This window comes from Bacillus xiamenensis, assembly GCF_001857925.1.
Classification (GTDB): domain Bacteria; phylum Bacillota; class Bacilli; order Bacillales; family Bacillaceae; genus Bacillus; species Bacillus xiamenensis.
This window is the reverse complement of sequence record NZ_CP017786.1, coordinates 3109470-3128182: the sequence shown is the minus strand read 5'-3', so window position 1 is coordinate 3128182 and position 18713 is coordinate 3109470. Positions and strand designations below refer to the sequence as shown.

General features: G+C 39.8%; 25 protein-coding genes and 1 tRNA gene. 5 read left to right on the top strand and 21 right to left on the bottom strand.

The window, feature by feature from the left end; all coding sequences use genetic code 11:
* Window positions 1-28: 28 nt before the first annotated feature.
* Window positions 29-364 (top strand): transcriptional regulator SinR, encoded by a 336-nt coding sequence (sinR, locus tag BK049_RS15965; RefSeq protein ID WP_008360247.1) that lies wholly within the window; start codon window positions 29-31, stop codon window positions 362-364.
* Window positions 365-431: 67 nt separating this feature from the next.
* On the opposite strand, the gene tasA is transcribed toward sinR, so the two are convergent.
* From tasA to tapA, 3 genes are read right to left on the bottom strand one after another with little or no spacing between them, the layout of a single operon-like run.
* Entirely contained in the window at window positions 432-1232 is an 801-nt protein-coding gene (gene tasA / locus BK049_RS15960; protein ID WP_071168937.1) for a biofilm matrix protein TasA, read from the bottom strand.
* Window positions 1233-1289: 57 nt separating this feature from the next.
* Window positions 1290-1862 carry a signal peptidase I SipW gene (gene sipW / locus BK049_RS15955; RefSeq protein WP_008360243.1) on the bottom strand — a complete coding sequence of 191 codons (573 nt, stop codon included), beginning with the start codon at window positions 1860-1862 and terminating at the stop codon, window positions 1290-1292.
* Between the two features lie 47 nt (window positions 1863-1909).
* The gene (gene tapA / locus BK049_RS15950; RefSeq protein ID WP_071169244.1) at window positions 1910-2437 is read right to left on the bottom strand and encodes an amyloid fiber anchoring/assembly protein TapA; all 528 of its coding nucleotides are present in this window, start codon (window positions 2435-2437) and stop codon (window positions 1910-1912) included.
* A gap of 252 nt (window positions 2438-2689) precedes the next feature.
* Between tapA and BK049_RS15945 the strand changes: the two genes are divergently transcribed.
* Entirely contained in the window at window positions 2690-3016 is a 327-nt protein-coding gene (locus BK049_RS15945; protein WP_008360239.1) for a YqzG/YhdC family protein, read from the top strand.
* A 33-nt stretch (window positions 3017-3049) separates the two neighbouring features.
* Here the strand turns inward: BK049_RS15945 and BK049_RS15940 are convergent, their stop codons facing one another.
* The 9 genes from BK049_RS15940 to BK049_RS15900 all read right to left on the bottom strand — a co-directional run bounded on the left by BK049_RS15940 (window position 3050) and on the right by BK049_RS15900 (window position 8309).
* Window positions 3050-3238 carry a YqzE family protein gene (locus BK049_RS15940; protein ID WP_008360237.1) on the bottom strand — a complete coding sequence of 63 codons (189 nt, stop codon included), beginning with the start codon at window positions 3236-3238 and terminating at the stop codon, window positions 3050-3052.
* A 60-nt stretch (window positions 3239-3298) separates the two neighbouring features.
* Entirely contained in the window at window positions 3299-3682 is a 384-nt protein-coding gene (locus BK049_RS15935; protein WP_008360235.1) for a competence type IV pilus minor pilin ComGG, read from the bottom strand.
* A complete protein-coding gene (comGF, locus tag BK049_RS15930) occupies window positions 3679-4131 on the bottom strand; it encodes a competence type IV pilus minor pilin ComGF (protein WP_008360233.1) in 453 nt (150 codons plus the stop codon). The genes BK049_RS15935 and comGF overlap by 4 nt, the downstream gene beginning before the upstream one ends.
* Complete coding sequence (comGE, locus tag BK049_RS15925; RefSeq protein ID WP_008360231.1) at window positions 4118-4435, bottom strand: competence type IV pilus minor pilin ComGE; 318 nt, start codon at window positions 4433-4435, stop codon at window positions 4118-4120. The genes comGF and comGE overlap by 14 nt, the downstream gene beginning before the upstream one ends.
* Complete coding sequence (gene comGD / locus BK049_RS15920; protein WP_008360229.1) at window positions 4419-4865, bottom strand: competence type IV pilus minor pilin ComGD; 447 nt, start codon at window positions 4863-4865, stop codon at window positions 4419-4421. The genes comGE and comGD overlap by 17 nt, the downstream gene beginning before the upstream one ends.
* Window positions 4858-5151: a competence type IV pilus major pilin ComGC gene (gene comGC / locus BK049_RS15915; RefSeq protein WP_008360227.1), complete on the bottom strand. Its 294-nt coding sequence runs from the start codon at window positions 5149-5151 to the stop codon at window positions 4858-4860. Before comGC ends, comGD begins: the two co-directional genes overlap by 8 nt.
* A gap of 16 nt (window positions 5152-5167) precedes the next feature.
* On the bottom strand, window positions 5168-6208 hold the full coding sequence (gene comGB, locus BK049_RS15910; RefSeq protein ID WP_071168936.1) for a competence type IV pilus assembly protein ComGB: 1041 nt from the start codon (window positions 6206-6208) through the stop codon (window positions 5168-5170).
* Window positions 6189-7259, bottom strand: a complete 1071-nt coding sequence (comGA, locus tag BK049_RS15905) for a competence type IV pilus ATPase ComGA (protein ID WP_008360223.1) — start codon at window positions 7257-7259, stop codon at window positions 6189-6191. Before comGA ends, comGB begins: the two co-directional genes overlap by 20 nt.
* Window positions 7260-7436: 177 nt before the next feature.
* Window positions 7437-8309: an STAS domain-containing protein gene (locus tag BK049_RS15900; RefSeq protein ID WP_071168935.1), complete on the bottom strand. Its 873-nt coding sequence runs from the start codon at window positions 8307-8309 to the stop codon at window positions 7437-7439.
* A 99-nt stretch (window positions 8310-8408) separates the two neighbouring features.
* On the opposite strand from BK049_RS15900, the gene BK049_RS15895 reads away from it, so the two are divergent.
* A tRNA-Gln gene (locus BK049_RS15895) sits at window positions 8409-8479 on the top strand.
* 55 nt (window positions 8480-8534) lie between these two features.
* On the opposite strand, the gene BK049_RS15890 is transcribed toward BK049_RS15895, so the two are convergent.
* Window positions 8535-8915 carry a Spx/MgsR family RNA polymerase-binding regulatory protein gene (locus BK049_RS15890; RefSeq protein WP_071168934.1) on the bottom strand — a complete coding sequence of 127 codons (381 nt, stop codon included), beginning with the start codon at window positions 8913-8915 and terminating at the stop codon, window positions 8535-8537.
* A 212-nt stretch (window positions 8916-9127) separates the two neighbouring features.
* Between BK049_RS15890 and BK049_RS15885 the strand changes: the two genes are divergently transcribed.
* Window positions 9128-9370, top strand: a complete 243-nt coding sequence (locus BK049_RS15885) for a DUF2626 domain-containing protein (RefSeq protein WP_003217440.1) — start codon at window positions 9128-9130, stop codon at window positions 9368-9370.
* Between the two features lie 248 nt (window positions 9371-9618).
* Here BK049_RS15885 and BK049_RS15880 read toward each other — a convergent pair whose 3' ends face one another.
* The gene (locus BK049_RS15880; protein WP_008360086.1) at window positions 9619-10257 is read right to left on the bottom strand and encodes an MBL fold metallo-hydrolase; all 639 of its coding nucleotides are present in this window, start codon (window positions 10255-10257) and stop codon (window positions 9619-9621) included.
* A gap of 157 nt (window positions 10258-10414) precedes the next feature.
* On the opposite strand from BK049_RS15880, the gene BK049_RS15875 reads away from it, so the two are divergent.
* Window positions 10415-10588, top strand: coding sequence for a DUF2759 domain-containing protein (locus tag BK049_RS15875; protein WP_008360083.1), 174 nt, complete (start codon window positions 10415-10417; stop codon window positions 10586-10588).
* Between the two features lie 24 nt (window positions 10589-10612).
* Here BK049_RS15875 and BK049_RS15870 read toward each other — a convergent pair whose 3' ends face one another.
* The 7 genes from BK049_RS15870 to BK049_RS15840 all read right to left on the bottom strand — a co-directional run bounded on the left by BK049_RS15870 (window position 10613) and on the right by BK049_RS15840 (window position 18640).
* Window positions 10613-10927, bottom strand: coding sequence for an MTH1187 family thiamine-binding protein (locus BK049_RS15870; RefSeq protein ID WP_071168933.1), 315 nt, complete (start codon window positions 10925-10927; stop codon window positions 10613-10615).
* A gap of 77 nt (window positions 10928-11004) precedes the next feature.
* Window positions 11005-12258, bottom strand: a complete 1254-nt coding sequence (locus BK049_RS15865; RefSeq protein ID WP_071168932.1) for an MFS transporter — start codon at window positions 12256-12258, stop codon at window positions 11005-11007.
* Window positions 12259-12518: 260 nt separating this feature from the next.
* On the bottom strand, window positions 12519-13643 hold the full coding sequence (locus BK049_RS15860) for a M14 family metallopeptidase (RefSeq protein WP_071168931.1): 1125 nt from the start codon (window positions 13641-13643) through the stop codon (window positions 12519-12521).
* Window positions 13644-13727: 84 nt separating this feature from the next.
* On the bottom strand, window positions 13728-15647 hold the full coding sequence (locus BK049_RS15855; protein ID WP_008360073.1) for an LTA synthase family protein: 1920 nt from the start codon (window positions 15645-15647) through the stop codon (window positions 13728-13730).
* Window positions 15648-15860: 213 nt separating this feature from the next.
* Window positions 15861-16814 carry an ROK family glucokinase gene (locus tag BK049_RS15850; RefSeq protein WP_071168930.1) on the bottom strand — a complete coding sequence of 318 codons (954 nt, stop codon included), beginning with the start codon at window positions 16812-16814 and terminating at the stop codon, window positions 15861-15863.
* Window positions 16815-16827: 13 nt separating this feature from the next.
* The gene (locus tag BK049_RS15845; RefSeq protein ID WP_008342322.1) at window positions 16828-17031 is read right to left on the bottom strand and encodes a YqgQ family protein; all 204 of its coding nucleotides are present in this window, start codon (window positions 17029-17031) and stop codon (window positions 16828-16830) included.
* Between the two features lie 70 nt (window positions 17032-17101).
* Complete coding sequence (locus BK049_RS15840) at window positions 17102-18640, bottom strand: rhomboid family protein (RefSeq protein WP_071168929.1); 1539 nt, start codon at window positions 18638-18640, stop codon at window positions 17102-17104.
* Between the last annotated feature and the right edge of the window lie 73 nt (window positions 18641-18713).

The following is an 18713-nucleotide window of genomic DNA, read 5'->3' as shown; positions in this document are numbered from 1 at the left end:
CTATAATATCGAAAGGAAGGTGATGACATTGATTGGCCAGCGTATTAAACAATACCGCAATGAAAAAGGCTACTCACTATCAGAACTGGCCGAAAAGGCTGGGGTAGCGAAGTCTTATTTAAGTTCAATAGAAAGAAACTTGCAAACAAACCCCTCCATTCAATTTCTTGAAAAAGTCTCCGCTGTTCTGGACGTCTCGGTTCATACACTGTTAAACGAAAAAGATGAAACCGAATACGATGGTCAATTAGATAGTGAATGGGAAAAACTAGTTCGAGATGCAATGACATCAGGGGTTTCGAAAAAGCAATTTCGTGAATTTTTAGATTATCAAATCTGGAAAAAAAAGCAAGAAGAGGAGTAACGCGCACGTTTTAGCGCATACTCCTCCAATTGCTATGCAGAACTTGATATCAGTCTAAAGACTGGTTTTATTTTTTATCTTCGCTGTGTGCTTTTTCGTTTTCTTTCACGTAGCCTTTTTCATCCGTATGCTCTTTTGGATTGATCGTTAACCCATTCCACTGAGTCGCTTCGAAGGAAAGATCAATTTGAATCGCATCGCCTTGGTATTTATTTTGGATATAGTGACCCGCTCTATCCTTCGTCTGGTCATTGACAAATTCAATGATCATTTCCATTTTATCGTAATCAAACGGATTCTTTGGAATGCCGTCATACTCTGGAGCCGCTGTTCCATCAACGGTTGCTACATTGATTTTACCACTTTCATGTAAAAACTTCTCATCGACGGCATGACGAAGCTTTTCAAATGCGGTCTGATCCTGCTTTGACGTTAATAAATGCAGGTCAAGCAGGTTGGCATGGTCTAAAATAATATTTTTCGGGTATCCATTTCCACCTTCGGCTCCAACCGTTAGAACACTCACCTGAAATTGGCTGAGGAATTCTTCAGCTGTATTCTTTCCGCCGTTCTTCGCTGATGTTCCATCTTTAAACTGGCTATAATCAAGACTCATCAGCACTTGATTAATCGCAAGCGACCCCTTATTTTCAAAATTAAATTCCTTCTTGATTCGGTCACCAGGTTTTAAGTTCGAAAGGTTGATGGCGCCAGAATTTTCTTTTGCAGATAAAGCCAGCTCTCCTGTAGAGTAGACCGCGTTTGCCGTCTCGACATCATTAAACGCAGCCCACGTTCCCCCGCCAATTAATGCAAGACCTAATGCCCCTGATAATACACCTAAACGAATTGATTTTTTCATTACCATGATTGAACCCCCTAATAAATTGTTTTATTGAAACCTGAATAGGTTACAAACGGAAATTTATGCTTGTTCCTCTGATATATGTAATTCAGCTGTATGTCTTCGCTGTTTTGCAGCACCGACAAAATGAATCGTGGAATAAACAAGCAGCATCACACCTGGAATAATGAGCAGCAAAGCGGTTCCAGCAGAAGTCCCAGCATACGAAAGGAGCTTTCCTGCATAAGGGATGGTCACTCCCGTATACTGCGCAGTCACTTGATTCGCTTGTACGAGCGTACCATCTTGATACATATTGTTGTCTCCTTTGGTCTCAAAAGCTTTCTTTGCCCCAGTTCCTTTTACCCCAACAATTCGGTGGGTCACAAAGGACTGATCTTGCTTCGTTTGAAAAGTAATAATATCGCCTTTTTTGAGCGTCTCAGGTGAGGTTACACGTTTCACCACAATCAACGAACCAGTTGAAAATTCCGGTTCCATTGAGCCAGATAGCACTTGCTTAAATTGATAACCAAAGATCTGAGGATCTCCGCCTGTTGTTCTTGATGACAAAACGACAATAATACACGCAATCATCATCGTGAAGACCATCACGTAAAGAATACTACCAGACATTTTCATCCATTTTTTCATGATCCTTCTCCCCTTTACATATCATTTTTCATTCAGCAGGCAGCCATTTAGGATACATTTTCTTGGCATTTAGAGAGCTGCATATGTTGAGACCAAAAGAATGGTTTTTTAGATGCACCAAACCCTTTAGGATAATAGATTTTAAATGCATAAATCCCACTCGTTTTTGCGATTTCTGTCGTGATAGTCACCGTTTTTTTTGATGGGAGGGACTGTATCGACCCTTTTTCAAGAATATGACCATCTTGTAATGGCATCTGATCACTCTCTACTTTGTGCAGTTCCCACATCCATTTAGAGTGCGCAATGGGTTGTCCAATATTTTTTAGTGTCATGCTCAGCTTTTGAGGCGCACAGACTGTTCCTTCCATAATCGTTTGATCAATGAGCTTCAAATGACTTCGATCCCATTTCTTTGGCTGGCAATGCTGATCTGTCCCTTCAAAATTTTCACATGTTTTCATGACAAAATTTGAATACTCGACATCGTTAAAAGAAGCATTGGTAGATGTGATAAGAAAAGAAGTGAAAATCAAACAAATGGCACAAATGAGTACAAAGAGCAACTGTTTCACCAATTCTTTCAACTCCTTGAACGACTGTTCTTTAAAAAGAACGATTACACATAGTATAAGGAAATACCTATAAAACCCAAAACGCCAAATTAGTCCATTTTGTTCTTAAATAAGAACTTTTATGAGAAAATTCTTCCATTTTCTCGTTCTTTCGCCATATTGGATATTTTTTTCCATGCCATTTGTACTTCTTAAAAATTTACATAAAAGTGTAGGATTTGGTCAGGATAATAAGTGGTGAGGTGATGTTAATTGAAATATGGAAGAATGATGATCATGATCAGTTTACTGTTGGGTCCTGTCATACAAGACGTCAAACCTGCGGATGCAAGAGGATTCACTACGGCCGCAGATCAATGGGAAACAAGAGCTGTCAAAGAAGCAAAGAAAAGATATCCGTTAGCACAAGTCTTATTTAAACAAAAAGTATGGGACCGGTACCGGGAAAAAGAATCTGTGAAGCAGTATCATATTACGTTAAAAGATCATGCCAAAGAATTTGGGGTATTTGTCACCATTTCCTATAATCCTTACTCAAACAAAGTCAATAAAGTGATTGTTGTGGAAGAATACAGCTAAAGTGGCATAAAAAAACCGCCTGCTGGCGGCTTTTTACTTCTGTCGATGTCGTTTTTTTAGCATCATTGAAAAACCAAACGGCAGAACCCCAAATAAACGCTGTGAAAATGGAGGTTTTGTTTCCATTTTTTCTTGTTTATGTTCCTTTCGTTCGTCACGTGGTGTATTCATATATTTGATGATTTCCTGTGTCATATATTTTACATAATCATTTGTTTTCAACGAACATTCACCTCTTCTTCCTTAAAGTGTTACCAGAAAGAGTGTGATTTTATACACTGGCTAATCGGAGATTGTCCATTTCATGATTTCACCGGTCTCCCAATCCATCATCAGTTCTCGCTCTTCTGCTAAACCATCCTTTGTTTGAACACCGACCAGCATATGCATGATTTTTTTCTTTTGATCGCAACCGGCCCGTTTCAGTGTTACAAGGCCTTCTTCAGTGTTCAAATGGGTAAGCTGCTGATCACAACTACGATTTAATTTACTTGCAGCCTCACTTAATCCCATTCTAAATAGCTGCTGCTTTTTATAAAAAGAAATCGTCATCTCTGCACTTTTCAGCTCTTTTTGAAACCCAATCGTCATCGATCCGAGGATCAAAAGAAAAAAAAGAATCGCCGCAAGTACGTGCAGATAGATAAATCCTTCTTCACTTTTCACGTTTGAGGAACCACTCCTTTATATGTGAAAAAAATGGCTTCATACACCTTATCCGATACATCTGTGACCTCAAGAATTGCTCTATGTTGATTCGTTCTGACGCGAAATTGCTTCACCTTTTGCAATAAAGGAAGATGCCCAGCCTCATCCATTCGTTCCCGCAGCATCTCTTGGTATGGCTCAACCCTTACCACTCGCCCTTGATCGGAAATATACTCTAACGCTTTTCCTTCTTTTACCGACCTAACAGCAGTTGCTCGGCTTAATTCCTCATCTAATTGCAGCACAGTTTGCTTCCACTCCATTTGTGAAAATTGGTTGATTTCTTCAAATGGGCGGGCTTTCTCTACAACAGAAAAGATGAGCACACAACCAAAAGAAAGGAACAGAAATAACTGCAATTGACACAAAGCTTGTACAAGTGTAAATCCCTGTTCATCGTTCGACATGCCGCCGAAAGCATATCGTCTTCTTTTTTTGTACTTTGTATGATACACATCCCTTTTGTTTACTCCAATCGAGTTCATATGTGATCTCGCCTCTCTTCTTTTTGACAGCTGGCTTTGTCCCTTCTATGAACGCTTCGTTCATTTGTTCATGTAACACTTGGTAGGCTTCTAGTTTTGCTCTTAATTCCTTTTTCCCCATCATGATTTGTTCATAGGCTGGCATGAGCACAAGAGCTGAAAATAGAAAGATATGACAAGCAAACAACATCTCAAACGTACTAAATCCTCTACTGTTTTTGTACATGGATCCGCCCGCTCCCTAAATAAATCGTGAGTTTATAGGTTTGACTGCCAAATTGAACAATGAGAGATCCGCCGCTTTTCGGATGTCCATTTACATTAAAATGAATCCCTTGCGGAAATGTAGAATGCTTGATGATGCCCTTTTTATGCTGATAAGAAGCAATCACCTCATCGCGATTTTGATCTATTATTTGATAAGATACATGCGGCGGATGAATCTCAACATTCACACGGGTTTTTTTGATAAATGCCGTGTAGGCAGCCAACTGGAGGTCTTGTTTCATGATATTCACTTGTTTTTTGGCTTCAGCACTTTCTAATATAGTTGGAACTTTTCCTCCTAAGATCGACAATAGAATAGATAAAATAAGTAAGATCATGAGCTGTTCAATGAGCGTAAAACCCTTCTCATGCAAAAGCCATTTACTCATGCTTCACGTCGCCGTTTTGAATGACAATAGCCTTTCCATTTGGACAGGTTAATCCCTTTTTGACATAGCCTTCTTTTTCTAATTCAGCTAAAGATGGTGTCTTGCCGTCATGCTCTAATTCATATGCCATCACCTGTGTACTCACCATTGATTTGAGCCCTTCACACCCCTTCGCTTGAATGCTTTGATGGTGACGTGTGATATTCGGAATGGTAATGAGTAAAAGAATGGAAATCACGAGCATGACAATTAACATTTCCAATAGGGTAAATCCTTTATCATTCATGCCTTTGTCCTCCTTCTCACACTTGTTCCATTAGTTGATACATCGGTAAAAGAATAGATAAATATACAATGAGTATCAGGAGGGCTGTCAAACCATATATGATCGGTTGTAGCCATGAAACCCATTTTTCAATTTTCAGCTCTGCACTCTCTAATAGAAAGTGACTATACGTGTACAACTCTCTTGCAAGCATCCCGCTAGCTTCACCATGCTTGATAACAGCTGCAAAGTGTTTTTCGAAAAAAGGAGACCTGCTTATTTGGTGTTCCATGCTTTCTCCTTTTCTTAACTCTCCAATCATCTGTTCAGATATTTCTTGAAGAAAGGGTAAATAGCTTTGCTGTTTGAAAGCTTGCAAGCTTTCAAACAGCGATAATCCAGCTTGAAGAAGACCGCTTAGCTGAAGGGAAAAAAGATACGTATGCATCAGCTGCATCCCTTTATATAAAACAGGCAGCCTGCTCATCACTCTCAGCTTTTCAAGGGTCGACTTCTTCCTAAAAAAGACATAGTAATATCCAGCTAGACAGATACACATACAGCCTATAATCATGAGGAAAGCATGAAGAATTTGAAAGAGTCCAAACATCCCTTGGATCAGCCATGACATGCGGGTATCCATGGATGAATACAATAAGGAAAATTGAGGAATGATCATCTGCTGTACAAGTAACAGCACAACCAAAACCGTAAAGATGAGGAAGACCGGGTACCGTAACATACGTTTGAACGTGTCTAACTGCTTGATTTTTTTCTCTAAAAAACGAGAGCTTTGTTCAAGAGCACGTGCCAGGCTGCCATGCTTCTCTGAAAAACAGAGAATGGCAATGACTTCCCGCTGAAAATGGAGTCTTTCCAGCACCACATAAAAAGGCTCCCCTTCAAGCAACCACTGAATACCTCTTGTTAATAGCAGCTGTTGTTTCTTTGATAACTGGATATTCACCATCGTTAATGCCTCAATCAATGTATATCCAGCTTGAATCAATTGAGCAAGTTTTGATAGAAATTCAGCTTGTTCTCTTCTAGACCAAGATTTAAATGCCTGCTTCTTCATATACCCAGCGATGATATGTGTTTTTCGATAGATAGCCCAGTGCCACTCCTTTACGAATTAATTTTTGCAATGTTTCATATGACGAGTGAGCATATTCTCCTTTGGCCTCTTTGACACACTCACCAAGCTTCTTTCCGTAAAGTAATTCAAACACATTCGTTCGCCTGACCGGGCGATTTAATTTGCAATAAAGCTGACACGTTTCCCCGCAAAAAGGACATGTGAGCTCGATTAAACGCTGCGCAGTAATCGCAACCATGGTTTGTTCGAGTTCATTCATCGTGACACCAAATTCAAGCATTCGGTAAAGGGCACCTTTTGCATTTTTCGCATGCAGCGTACTCATCACTAAATGACCTGTCAGTGCTGCTCTTATTGCTGTTCTTGCTGTTTCAGCATCTCTTATTTCTCCTAGCACAATCATATCTGGGTCGTGTCTTAAAATAGCACGTAATCCTGTCGCATACGTAATACCTGCTTTTTCATTCACTTGTACCTGTAGCACTTCTTCATTTCTTGTTTCCACAGGGTCCTCAAGTGTAATAATATTTCGATTGAAATGCTTTTTTGCAAACTGTATCAATGAATAAAGTGTTGTTGTTTTCCCTGAATTTGTTGGCCCAGTAAATAAAATGAGTCCATGCGAATGATTTAAAAATGATAATAATCTGGCTGAAGCTTTAGGATATAGCGACAGATATTTTGTTTTTGGGACATGATCCTGCGGTAAAATTCTAATCACTAAACTTTCATCATTCACAGTCGGTAATGTAGACATCCGTACAAACACTTGTCCAGTTCTTAGCATCACAGCCAATGACCCATTTTGCGGTCTCCTTTTTTCACCGATATCCATGGAGGATAAAAATTTAAAATGAGCAATTAACCGCTCCCCGCTTTTTTTATCGATGGTTCGCTGCTGGATTAAATCTGAGTCTACACGGAAAGATACCGAAGCTTCCTTTTCTTTTGGTACAATATGCACATCAGATGCTCTCATGCGGCAAGCTTCTTCTAGCAGCTCTTGTCCCACATATTCAATACCATACAAGTGGTTCACTCCTTTCTCTGACCCTATTGTAAGGTGGAGGAGCCTGTCTGACAAAAGAGGATTTGATGGTTTTAACGACTAAACAGGCGAAAAAACCATCAACTTACAATGTGAAACGTGGATTTTTAAAAAAGAGCATATAAAAAAACCTGACTTTTACAAGTTCAGGTTTTTTCGTCATGTTGCTTCTTGCTGCTGCTCTTCAAAGATACGGAATCCTCTCTTTTCTAACGCTTTTGCAAGGCTATGTTCTGTATTTACTTTTGAAAAATCTATGCCAAGTTTGACAACTGTCTGCGCAATCTCTGGACGAATACCGGAAATAATCGTCTCAATTCCTAGAAGCTTCGTACTATCAACCACTTTAAATAGCTGATAAGCAACCATCGTATCAACAATCGGAACACCAGATATATCAATAAATAAATGCGTTAGACGTAGTCTGGATGCCTGTTCTAATACGGATTCCAAAATAATTTTTGCTCTGTACGTATCAATTTCCCCGATTAGCGGCAAAATTCCAATCTCTTTAGACACTGGAATAACGGGAGCACTCAGCTCTTGAATCATCTCTCTTTGTGCATTTAGCTGATTTAGTGTCACACGGTCATATTCTTCCGATAAACGCTCAATCATATCATCAAATGTAGCGTGAAAATGCTGATTCCACCCGCAAACATCTTGCAGCGTCACTTCAAGATTTGTTTCTTGTGTGAATTTCTCAATTCTTGAACAGAAAATATGGCGGAACACCTTAAATTGTCCGATGATCTCATATAAAGGCACTTCATGAACAGCTCGATCACGTGCAATATCAACTGACCACTTTTTCAGGTGATTCTCTACTTTGTCTGATACCGTTACTAACGTCGCTGCAATGGTTTGGATGAACGCAGTATTTTGTTCTTTTAGCTTCTTTTCTGTCTCCAATGAGGCATGTTTGGAATATAATGAGCCTTCTTCTGTTCTTGTTTTCAGCCACTCTTCGGTCATGACAGGGGCTTCTTTTAGGATAAATTCATATAATTGCTCAGATTTTTCATTTTTCATTTATGTCGTTCGCTCCTTTTTCACTTACAACTAGTGACAACCAACTTTTTATGTATAAATGACCGTAGATGGTGAACAATATCATTACACATTTGATATTGGGCTATAGCCAAGTGGTAAGGCAATGGACTTTGACTCCGTGATCGTTGGTTCGAACCCAGCTAGCCCAGTTCAGCACAAAAACGAAGACGGCTGAAGCATCATTCAGCTGATCTTCGTTTTTTATTAGGAAACCGATTGATGAATCGCTTTCTTTTTTGAAATTTTTATGAGTTCGCCTGGATTATAGCCAACCACTAATTTATTTCCATCAATAATGATTGGTCTCCGAAGCAGTTTTGGTTTTTCAATGAGAAGCTGAAGTACCTCATTTACTTTTAAATCATTAATATTTAAATTTAAGCTTTTAAAAGCTTGGCTTCGTGTCGCTAGAATTTCATCCATTCCTTCTGTTGTTAAGGAAAGAATCTTTTTTAATTCATCTAGAGTTGGCGTTTCTCTGAAAAGGTGACGCTCTTTAAAATCAATTTGATTCGCCTTTAGCCAATGTTTTGTTTTGCGGCAAGACGTGCAACTCGGGTATGAATAAAAAGTAATGTCACTCATTAGTCTTCCTCCTTAGGTCGTTAACCTTTTCTCTTATGGACTAAGTACCCTCATGTATTTAGACATAAACACTTTTTCATCACTTTTTCAAAAAAACTTTTTCTACTCTAAATAAATGTTCACACGTTGTCAAAAATGTAAATGTTTACATGACAACTGTTGATCAGCTATAATATGAATCAAAGGGGTTTTTTGAAGGGGGAGGGAAAGAAATGAATCGCATGTTCCGTGTGCTTGGCTTTTGGACGGGTATTTTTGCTGTCATGTTTTATTTAGGACATATGAAAGATGCATCCTTGCTGTTCTTCGGTCAAACCGTTCTTTTTGTATTTTTATCCTACTTGAATTTATCCGAAAGAATGTATATTTACATTTTCGGAGCGTACTTGACGATTTTCTTTGCCGGATTTACATATTATTCGATTTTCATCATGGTTCCCGGCACCGGACATTAATAGAAAAAAGCATCTCTACTGAAAGAGATGCTCAGATTGTTTACAAAGGGCTAAAATGAACTTTATTTTAGCCCTTTGTCTTCTTTTCAGCGTGACATGAAAACCTTTGCAGTCTAGGAAGGACGAGTACCGGAGCGGAGCGAATTTAAGATTCGTGAGCACCGGCACGCAGGACTGACAAAGAATGCGAGGGTTTGTCTACACGCTGAGCATCTCTACTGAAAGAGATGCTTTTTTCATGCAAACATTTATAGGGAAAATCCATTGATAAACGGATTTTGCTCTTGTTCTGTGAGCACAGTTGTCTCCTCGCCATGTCCACTTAAAACAAGCGTTGATTCTGGCAATGATAATAATTTGTCATGTATCGATTGAAGCAGCACTTTCTGACTGCCGCCTGTTAAATCGGTTCTTCCGATGCCGCCTTGGAATAATGTGTCACCAGAAATAACAAATCCTTCTTTTGCCGAATAGTAAGATACACTTCCTGGTGAATGACCAGGTGTATGTAATAAGTCTAATGTAAACGATCCAATTTGAAGCGTTCCTTCTGATGTAATCAATTGTTCAGCCTCTTTGACCGTAATTCCATTTCCAATCAATCGAGCTGAACCGTTTAACTCACCATTTGTAAGCCATTCTTTTTCCTTTTCATGTACATAAAGCGGGATTCCCCATTCTTGGCGCACCTCATCTGCTGCACCAATATGATCAAAATGGGCATGTGTCAGTAAGACAGCAAGTGGTTTAAGCTGCTTTTCTTTCACATAAGAAATCAGCTTTTGCGCTTCACCGCCTGGATCAAAAATTAAGCATTCTCCCTGCTCATTTTTCCAAATATATGCGTTCGCTTGTACATAGCCTAGTGGCATTCGTCTCCAATTCATTTTCATCACCTACTTTTTTCATTCTTTTTTATTATGAAGGCTATTCAATAAAAATTCAAACAATCGTCAACTTGAATCTACTCGACAAGCATTATGAAAACGGTTAAAATGAAAAGAAAGGAAATCAAGGGGATTGATGACAAAGGGGGATTTTCAAATGATGCTCGTCATTATTTTTGGTCTAGTCACGATTTTAGCTGCTCTCGGCATCTATCGCTCACTCAAAAAAGTGAACTTACTGGCTATTGCTTTCGCTGGCGCTACATTTTTGGTTTTTGGATGGTTTACTGTCATGACCATCATCTATAGCGGTTATCCAACTGCACATTAAAAGCCTGCTATCAGCAGGCTTTTTCTATTGATTCAAATGTTTATTCACGCTTTCTAATTTGCTTGTAAGGGTTGTGGTTTGATCCCGTCTGTCATCTATGCGAATATTGGTTGCTACTCGGTGTAAACCTTTTTCAAAAGGTGCCTCATGTATACGCTGAATGACCTCAAATAAAACGGATAGCTCACCTTCAATTAACGTACTCATTGGTGTAAGCTGATATTTGATTTTCCCTTGTTGTTGAAAGCCTTCTAGAATTCGTTGTACATCTGCTACGTATGCACTCACGCTTGGTGTATCAGTGCCTATTGGAATGATGGTGACGTCTGCGATAGCCATGTTTCTTGCTCCTTTCAATTGAATCCTTATTCTTTCTCGTCTTCATTGTAACCCATCACGATTCTAAAATGCCATGATCACGTGGCGTTTAAGCTGGGTTTGTCTCGTTCTATCGTCAAATCCGCCCTCTCTACCTTCCCAATCTTCGTGAACAAAAGCAGGCATATACCTGAAGCGGCTTCAACGATCCCGCCTGCTGCAATGACATAGCCCGAACCGAATAACGTCGCCATATAGCCGCCAATGAGGGCGCCTATCGGAATCATTAAATAGGAGATCATATTGATGATTGCATACACTTGCGGCTGATCCTCCGCTTTTACTGACAATTGAATCATCGTATGTTCAGGTACATTGACTGCACTGATGGCTGCACCTAAAGCAAAAGCAGATATAAACACTAGGGGTAATAATGCGTTCATTCCTGTTATGAAAAATGCAATTCCATCAACAATCCCTGCGCCTATAAACAGTAAACCATATCGATTCACTTTCACCTTTGTCAAAACAAACCCCATCAAAAATGCACCTAGTGCCGTTGTTACTTTAATGAATGAATACACGACTGGTCCACTATGTAAATCCTCTGTTAAATAAATAACAGACAATGCTTCCCATGGGGCCGCAGCAAAGTTTGAGCAGACACAAAAAATGGCTAATGGAAACAAAATATGATGACTTTTAACAAGCGAAAATCCCCTGATCAATCTTTTTCCGTATGATAATCCTTTTTTTCCTTTTTCAATTATCCATTCTGTTTGATATGTAATCATTAAAACCAATAAAGCTGACATGAGGTAAAGAGGAATAATCACAAGCATTGTATACCCTACTCCTACAAACGCGATCATAACACCACAAATCGTCACCGTCACAAGTCTGACCACATGACTTGCTGATTGAATCGTTGCATTCGCTTTTTGTATCACATCCTCATGCACAAGCTTTGGAATAATGGACACCGAAGCCGGTTCATAGGAGCCCCCAGTCGCCGAATGCAGCAGCATGCAGCCAATGATGAGTGTTAATGGTGTGAAACCATAAAAATAACTGATCACAATTACAAGGATAATCGCTCCTCGTGTTAAATCAGCAAAACACATCCAAAATTTTAATTGATGGGGCTTCATCATTGGGGTAATAAACGGTCCAACGATTGCTTGAGGGACAAAACTAACAGCAATAAAAAACGCCGTCCCTATTGCGCCTTTCCCTTCTAGCACTAAAAGCCACAAGATGGTGTTAAAAGATAAACTATCAGCTGTGATTTTACACATTTTAGAAACAAATAAGTAAGTAAAATTTCTTTTCCACAGGCTTTGAGCACTCAATGGTCGACATCTCCCTAAAACTTATCCTTTTTTTTACATCCTTTTCTTTCACAATAGCCTACAAGGAAGCCCTCGTCAATCACTTCAACGCTGTTTTTATTGACATAAAGAAATTGCTTTACCTGAAAATATGAAAAAGGGCTAAAATAAAGTTCATTTCAGCCCTTTGTCTTCCAGCTTGATAGAAAACCTGCGCAGTCTAGGAAGGTCGAGTGCGAGGGTTTGTCTACACGCTGAAAGCACCTACCAACCAGGTGCTTTTAACACTTACATGCTTCCCATAGTAACCGCTTTGTTTTATCATAGATCGAATCAAATTGATTCATAGAAAGAGGATTTTTCCCTAATCCAAGCTCCACTGTGTAGCCCTCACTTTTACATTGATAAATAAACCAATCTCGATAGCCTGCATAGCTATCAAGATATTGAATCGCTTTATACCCACTCACCCGTTCTAACCGTTCGACCGTTTCCTTGGAAATAGCCGGTTCGTGGCCGAGAAAGCCCCAGTATATCTCTTCTCCTTGTGTATGAAGGGCGATCAGCCGGTCAAATCGCTTACGTAATGCAAGGTTTGCCATGGCTTTCGCTTCTGGTTCTGTTAACGGCTGGTGCCCAGGAAAATCTCTATAAGACGGCGCCTTTGGCGCATTACGATAGTATTCAATTTCCCAATAGGCAGGAAATTGATTGTTTAAATCAATGCCTCGAATATTTGCCTTCCATTCCTGATAATCGGAAAACCCGCCATTTAGTGGTATGAATTCCTCACTGCGCAAACCTAATGATTCTGGACCATTGCGAACCAAGTCCACCCCGTCTGGATTGACGATTGGTACAATGGACAGGGCAGTCGTTTGCAAAATACGAACCGCTGCATCATGTCTTGCTTGCACTGGATCAGACGCTGCTAAACAAAGTGATTTGAGCCATTTTAATAAAACCGAGGTCGTCATCCATTCATTGGCATGAAAAGAGGCATTGAAATGAATTGAATGTAAATGCTGAACAGGCTCCGTATGAATTTCATAAATAGGTGTTCCGAGTACTGAATGTCCAATCACACTCATCTGTAGAAAAGGAAAGACAGCTTTCAAATGTTTTAATTCTTCTTTTAAGTGAGCACTATCATATTCAAATGTTCCGTTAATCCAATCATCTGATTGCTGAAGCCGGTAAGGCGCAATAAATCCCTGCACATCACCTATCGAATGAAAGGAATGGGTGCCTTCTGGAAGTCTATAACCCGGTAAAAGAAAATGATCAGTCCTTGTTTGATTGGATAATTGGAAAGCCTCTTTCCCTATACCAAGCTGCTTTGCCACACCTTCCTTCCCCGTTTCATTCAGCTGCCATTCAATGGTTCCAAACGACGTTGTTTTCATTTTCATCCCTCCTCTCACACTATATGAGCCATCATATAAAAAAAGAAAACCTCCGCTTCTAAATAGCAGAGGTTTTCTCATAAGTTAAGACGCCTTTTTCAGCTTGCTGTCATCTTCTTTTTTGGATGGTGCATGGTCCGAGCTGTTTCGGTCATAAAATCTAAGGAGATCTCCATAGATAATTTGATCAGAGAATTGAAGCTCTTGCTTTGCCTTTTCTTCATAGGACTGACAAACGGACTCATCTTCTCTCGGCTCACCCGTTTCTTTGTTGTAACAAACACCGTCTGTGAAAACACTATCCTTCGTAATAAAACTTCCATCTCGAAGCACTGTGAAGTCATTTGTATCTTTTGATAATAGGTCATGACCAAATTGAATTTGCTTGCTTGTATCAATTCCTATAAGGTTCATGACTGTTGGGCGGATATCGACCTGGCCGCCAACCGTATCAATCTCTTTTGGATGTTTATCCGTGATACCAGGTATGTGTACAACAAAAGGTACTTTTTGAAGCTGAACTTCTTCAAAAGGTGTAATGTCTTTGTTTAAAAATTGCCCCATTGCTTCGTTATGGTTTTCAGAAATTCCGTAGTGATCCCCATATAAAACAAAAATGGAGTTATCATATAGCCCTGCTTCCTTCATCTTTTTAAAGAAAAGCTTCAATGCCTCATCTTGATAACGCACTGTAGGGAAGTATTTATTCAACGTTTTGCTCTTTGAATCATACTCATCAATCAGCTTATCTTCTTCATCTAGATCAAATGGAAAATGGTTCGTTAATGTAATCAATCTCGTATAGAAAGGCTGCGGGATCGATTTCATTAGTTCCACTGACTGTTCAAAGAACGGACCATCTTTTAGTCCCCAGCCAACTGAATTTTCTTCATTTACGTTAAATGATTTAATATCAAAGAATTTGTCGTAGCCAAAGCTATCGTAGATCAAATCACGGTTCCAGAAGCTTTTGTTATTCGCATGAATGACAGAAGAATGGTAGCCCTCCTCTTTTAACAGCTCTGGTGCGGCTTTAAACTCATTGCTTGGATTAGTGAAAAATACAGCCCCTCTTCCAAGCGGATAGAGTGAATTATCTACAATAAACTCGGAGTCAGAGGTTTTTCCTTGACCCGTTTGATGATAGAAATTACTGAAGTTGTAGCTTTTCTTGATCAATTTGTTTAAGAACGGGGTGATTTCTTTCCCATTCAGTTTTTCATTGATCACAAAGCTTTGTGTAGACTCAAGTGATATAAGAATGACATTTCGCCCTTTTGCTTGACCGAACGTCTTTTCATTACGGTCTGTTTGATTGGCGCTTACATAGTTTTCAATTTCAGTTAAGCTATTGCTGTCAGCAAGTGCGCGTTGAGCAGACTGCTTCGATTGCAGAACCCCATCATAAATATGGAAATTATATAAGCTGATATTTTTCACTAGCATCTCACGATCAAATGAACGAGTTAACAGCTCTGGTCTTTCTGTTTCAGCCAAACCAAGATTAAAGAAGAAAGTGGCTGCCACAAATAAATAATAGGCTGCACGTTCCTTACGTGAAATCGTCACATCCGTTCTAAAAGAAGGCTGTTTTTTATAGAGCCAAATTAAAATGATGATATCAACGAACATGAGAAAATCAACTGGTTCAATTAAAGAGGTAATACTTGACCCAAGATCACCCATATTGTTTGTTTGAAATAGGACGGGGATGGTTAGAAAATCACTGTAGAATCGATAAAATACAATGTTGGCTAACAAAATAAATGTCAGAATAAAGCTCGTCACGATGATATATCGATTGCGATTTTTTTCTTTAAAGAATAAACCGATACCGAAGATAAACAAGAGAAAGCTAAGCGGATTAATAAACAGGATAAACTCCTGCATGAAATTTTCAATTTTTATATTAAAGCTAGATTTATAGATAACATAGGTTTTGACCCACATGAACAAAGTCGCAATCAGTAAAAATGAAATCGCCTTTAATCTTTTCTTTCGCATTGTAACCTCCTTATGCTAAAAACGCACTCAGGTTAGGGTCATACCCCAATTATTGGTGCTTCTTCAAAAATAACTAAAGTATATCTTATCCTGTCTATGCTGGAAAATCAATGTCTTTTTCCCCATGACAAACTTATAAATATGCTAAACATTCAATTTCATGCCTAGATATCGCTTATTTTAATAAAAATGACATCATTATGACATTTTTCTTCAAGACAGCCACTTGTTTTTTGCCATCCACGCACCGCCGATAACACCTGCATCGTTTCCTAGTGAGGCAATGACCACTTCAACATCTTCAGCACAAGGAGGGAATGCGTGATGTTTGACGACCTGCTCTACTTTACTGCGAAGAAGCTCGCCTGCTTTAGATACACCGCCGCCAATGACGATTTTTGTTGGGTTTAAGGCACTGGCAAGATTCGCAAGGACAAGACCAAGGTGGGTTGTCACTTCATCTACGACACGCATCCCAAGTTCGTCTCCGTTTTCTGCTGCCTCAAATACATCCTTTGCAGTCAGCGAAGGGAGCGTACCAAGTGATGATGTATGGCGCTCTGTTTGTAATGTATCCTTTGCGATTCGAACGATGCCTGTGGCAGATGCAATCGTTTCAATACAGCCTGTTCTTCCGCAGTTACATGGTGCTCCCTGAAATGGAACGGCGCAAATATGGCCAATTTCTCCGCCAGCGCCTGTCTCCCCTTGAACAACTTCTCCATTGACGATAATACCGCCGCCAACACCCGTGCCAAGTGTGACCATCAGGATATTTTTAGCACCATCTCCTGCACCCTTCCACATTTCACCGAGTGCAGCAATGTTCGCATCATTTTCGATCACAGCTGGAAGTCCTGTCTCTGCCTCTAAATGATCTTTCAAAGGATAGTTTGTCCAGCCCAGATTCGTTGTTTTATAGACGATTCCGGAAACTTTATCTACTGGTCCAGGTGCCCCCATTCCAATACCAATGAGCGCTGATTTCGGCATACTGATCTCAACCAGTTTATGATCAATTGATTTGGCAATATCGACTGTAATCGTCTGCCCGGATTTATCCGTAGGGATCTCCCACTTATGCTGAATTTCACCATATAAATTAATGAATGCAAGCTTAATTGTCGTACCGCCAAGATCAACACCTACAAACCAATCCCCTGTCATATGCCCTCCACCTTCACATTGTTTTTCGATTTAATTTGGCTAGCTCCATTTGAAGGATGGTCATTGCATTTGACCATTCAGTTCGGTCGATGATTCCCGATGTGTACATTTCCTTCAATTCATCTGCCATAAATTCTAATTCCACTTCACGATCTCCGAAATACACGTAATTACCAAATCTCATGAGCAGCTGCTGTACATCATATAACGTTTTCATTATTTTCACCATTTCTCTAAATCAACAGATAGGATAAGCGTATTCATAAATGCGCTTTCAGTCAAGTCATTCAACGTGTTTGAGTGTTTTCGATATATTCTTTCATTTTTAAGAATTGATCATTTTCCGGTTCTTGTTTTAACGCTTTGTCGATTAGCTCTTCTGCTTCCGCTGTCTCGCCCTTTTCTACGTACAGTAATGATAAATGATACAGTTTAATCGGTTCATTTGGATCTTTTTCAAGCGACTTTTGCAGAAACTCAATCGCCTTGTCCAGATGTCCAAGCTGCGCTTCAGATAGTGCATATATATGAAGGGCTTCAGCTGACGCATCCTTTTGCTGTACATATTCCTCTAAACGCTGACTTGCTTCGCTATAGTTCTTTTCATCAAATAAACTCGCTGCCTCGCTAGTTGCCGCGGCTTCTTTTTGATCCTCTGAATGAAACCCTGTATACAATCCAAAACCGCCAATAAGGAGTAGAAGAAGACTAGCAAGAAGCATTTTGACAGGCTGAGACTGTTTTGGAAGACGAACAGCTAATGCGGCCAAAAATCCGCCAGTAAGTCCCCCAAGATGCCCTGCATTATCAATACCTGATACAGTGAAGCCTATCCCTAAGTTGATGAGGATAATCACGATAATATTTGTCCCCATCGTCCGAAAGAAAAGCTTCCGGTTAGAGACCGCTAAATATAACAGTGCGCCTAAACAGCCAAAGATTGCACCTGATGCTCCGGCTGCAATTGCCGTATTAAACACAAAGCTCGCAATCGAGCCAAATATGCCGGAAATCAAATAAATCAGCAAAAATCTTCCTGACCCATAAATTCTCTCAACCGCCGCTCCAACGGACCAAAGAGCAAATGTATTAAAGAGTAAATGCGTCAGGCCAATGTGTAAAAACATTGGTGTCACAAGGCGCCACCATTCACCCTCTAAAATGAGCACATTATTTTTAGCACCAAACGCTGTTAAAGTGGCTGTATTTGTGCTTCCGCCAGACAGCTCTAGCAAAAGAAACATCACCACTTGAACAGCAATCAGCAAATAAGTGAAAATCGGTCTTCCATTTTGAAAAACGGCCCGTTCTCGTTCACGCTGCTTTTCCTGATCGTTAAATGCCTGAAGCACGTTCATTTTAAGCTGCATGACATCTTCGGCTGTATCTGTCTTCGCCGCTTCTACATCAACCGAAAGTGATGTATTCAGCCATTTTTGCAGCTCGTGTACACCGTTTTGAAGGGTTTCTTCATTAAGTAAAACAGGTGTCACCGTCACCTTTTGCTGTTTTTGCGGCTGACCGTTTATGTCTTCCCAATCATCTACTGGATGATCAGCAGTAAATTGCAGCTGCAGAAGATGAAGAGAACGTTTACGCATGGCTTCTCTCAGTTGATTCATCCGAAAGGCCTGCTCTTCCATATCTCGAACGATCTCCTGTCTAAAATTCACATCTTTTCTATATAGACGGATAAGATCATACCCTGAGTTTCGTGGTGCTTCAAAGAATATTTCATCTTCTGGGTACGGACTCTGAATCATCTCATACCCTTTTTGCCTTAGTTCATCAACAACTCGCCAAAATAGACTATCTATGACATTCATTCATTCGCGCTCCATTTTTTACATTATTATAGCAAGAATCGGTCTTATACGCATTTCTGAACAAAAAAATCCC

What these genes read in the sequence shown, in the direction of transcription:
- BK049_RS15885 (WP_003217440.1), top strand. Translation starts at nt 9,128, where the DNA reads ATGAATCGCATGTTCCGTGTGCTTGGCTTTTGGACGGGTATTTTTGCT.
- tasA (WP_071168937.1), bottom strand. Translation starts at nt 1,232, where the DNA reads ATGGTAATGAAAAAATCAATTCGTTTAGGTGTATTATCAGGGGCATTA.
- comGB (WP_071168936.1), bottom strand. Translation starts at nt 6,208, where the DNA reads ATGAAGAAGCAGGCATTTAAATCTTGGTCTAGAAGAGAACAAGCTGAA.
- comGD (WP_008360229.1), bottom strand. Translation starts at nt 4,865, where the DNA reads ATGAGTAAATGGCTTTTGCATGAGAAGGGTTTTACGCTCATTGAACAG.
- comGE (WP_008360231.1), bottom strand. Translation starts at nt 4,435, where the DNA reads ATGTACAAAAACAGTAGAGGATTTAGTACGTTTGAGATGTTGTTTGCT.
- BK049_RS15870 (WP_071168933.1), bottom strand. Translation starts at nt 10,927, where the DNA reads ATGGCTATCGCAGACGTCACCATCATTCCAATAGGCACTGATACACCA.
- BK049_RS15900 (WP_071168935.1), bottom strand. Translation starts at nt 8,309, where the DNA reads ATGAAAAATGAAAAATCTGAGCAATTATATGAATTTATCCTAAAAGAA.
- comGC (WP_008360227.1), bottom strand. Translation starts at nt 5,151, where the DNA reads ATGAATGATAAAGGATTTACCCTATTGGAAATGTTAATTGTCATGCTC.
- BK049_RS15890 (WP_071168934.1), bottom strand. Translation starts at nt 8,915, where the DNA reads ATGAGTGACATTACTTTTTATTCATACCCGAGTTGCACGTCTTGCCGC.
- sipW (WP_008360243.1), bottom strand. Translation starts at nt 1,862, where the DNA reads ATGAAAAAATGGATGAAAATGTCTGGTAGTATTCTTTACGTGATGGTC.
- BK049_RS15850 (WP_071168930.1), bottom strand. Translation starts at nt 16,814, where the DNA reads ATGACAGGGGATTGGTTTGTAGGTGTTGATCTTGGCGGTACGACAATT.
- BK049_RS15875 (WP_008360083.1), top strand. Translation starts at nt 10,415, where the DNA reads ATGATGCTCGTCATTATTTTTGGTCTAGTCACGATTTTAGCTGCTCTC.
- BK049_RS15840 (WP_071168929.1), bottom strand. Translation starts at nt 18,640, where the DNA reads ATGAATGTCATAGATAGTCTATTTTGGCGAGTTGTTGATGAACTAAGG.
- BK049_RS15845 (WP_008342322.1), bottom strand. Translation starts at nt 17,031, where the DNA reads ATGAAAACGTTATATGATGTACAGCAGCTGCTCATGAGATTTGGTAAT.
- BK049_RS15880 (WP_008360086.1), bottom strand. Translation starts at nt 10,257, where the DNA reads ATGAATTGGAGACGAATGCCACTAGGCTATGTACAAGCGAACGCATAT.
- BK049_RS15860 (WP_071168931.1), bottom strand. Translation starts at nt 13,643, where the DNA reads ATGAAAACAACGTCGTTTGGAACCATTGAATGGCAGCTGAATGAAACG.
- BK049_RS15855 (WP_008360073.1), bottom strand. Translation starts at nt 15,647, where the DNA reads ATGCGAAAGAAAAGATTAAAGGCGATTTCATTTTTACTGATTGCGACT.
- comGF (WP_008360233.1), bottom strand. Translation starts at nt 4,131, where the DNA reads ATGTCGAACGATGAACAGGGATTTACACTTGTACAAGCTTTGTGTCAA.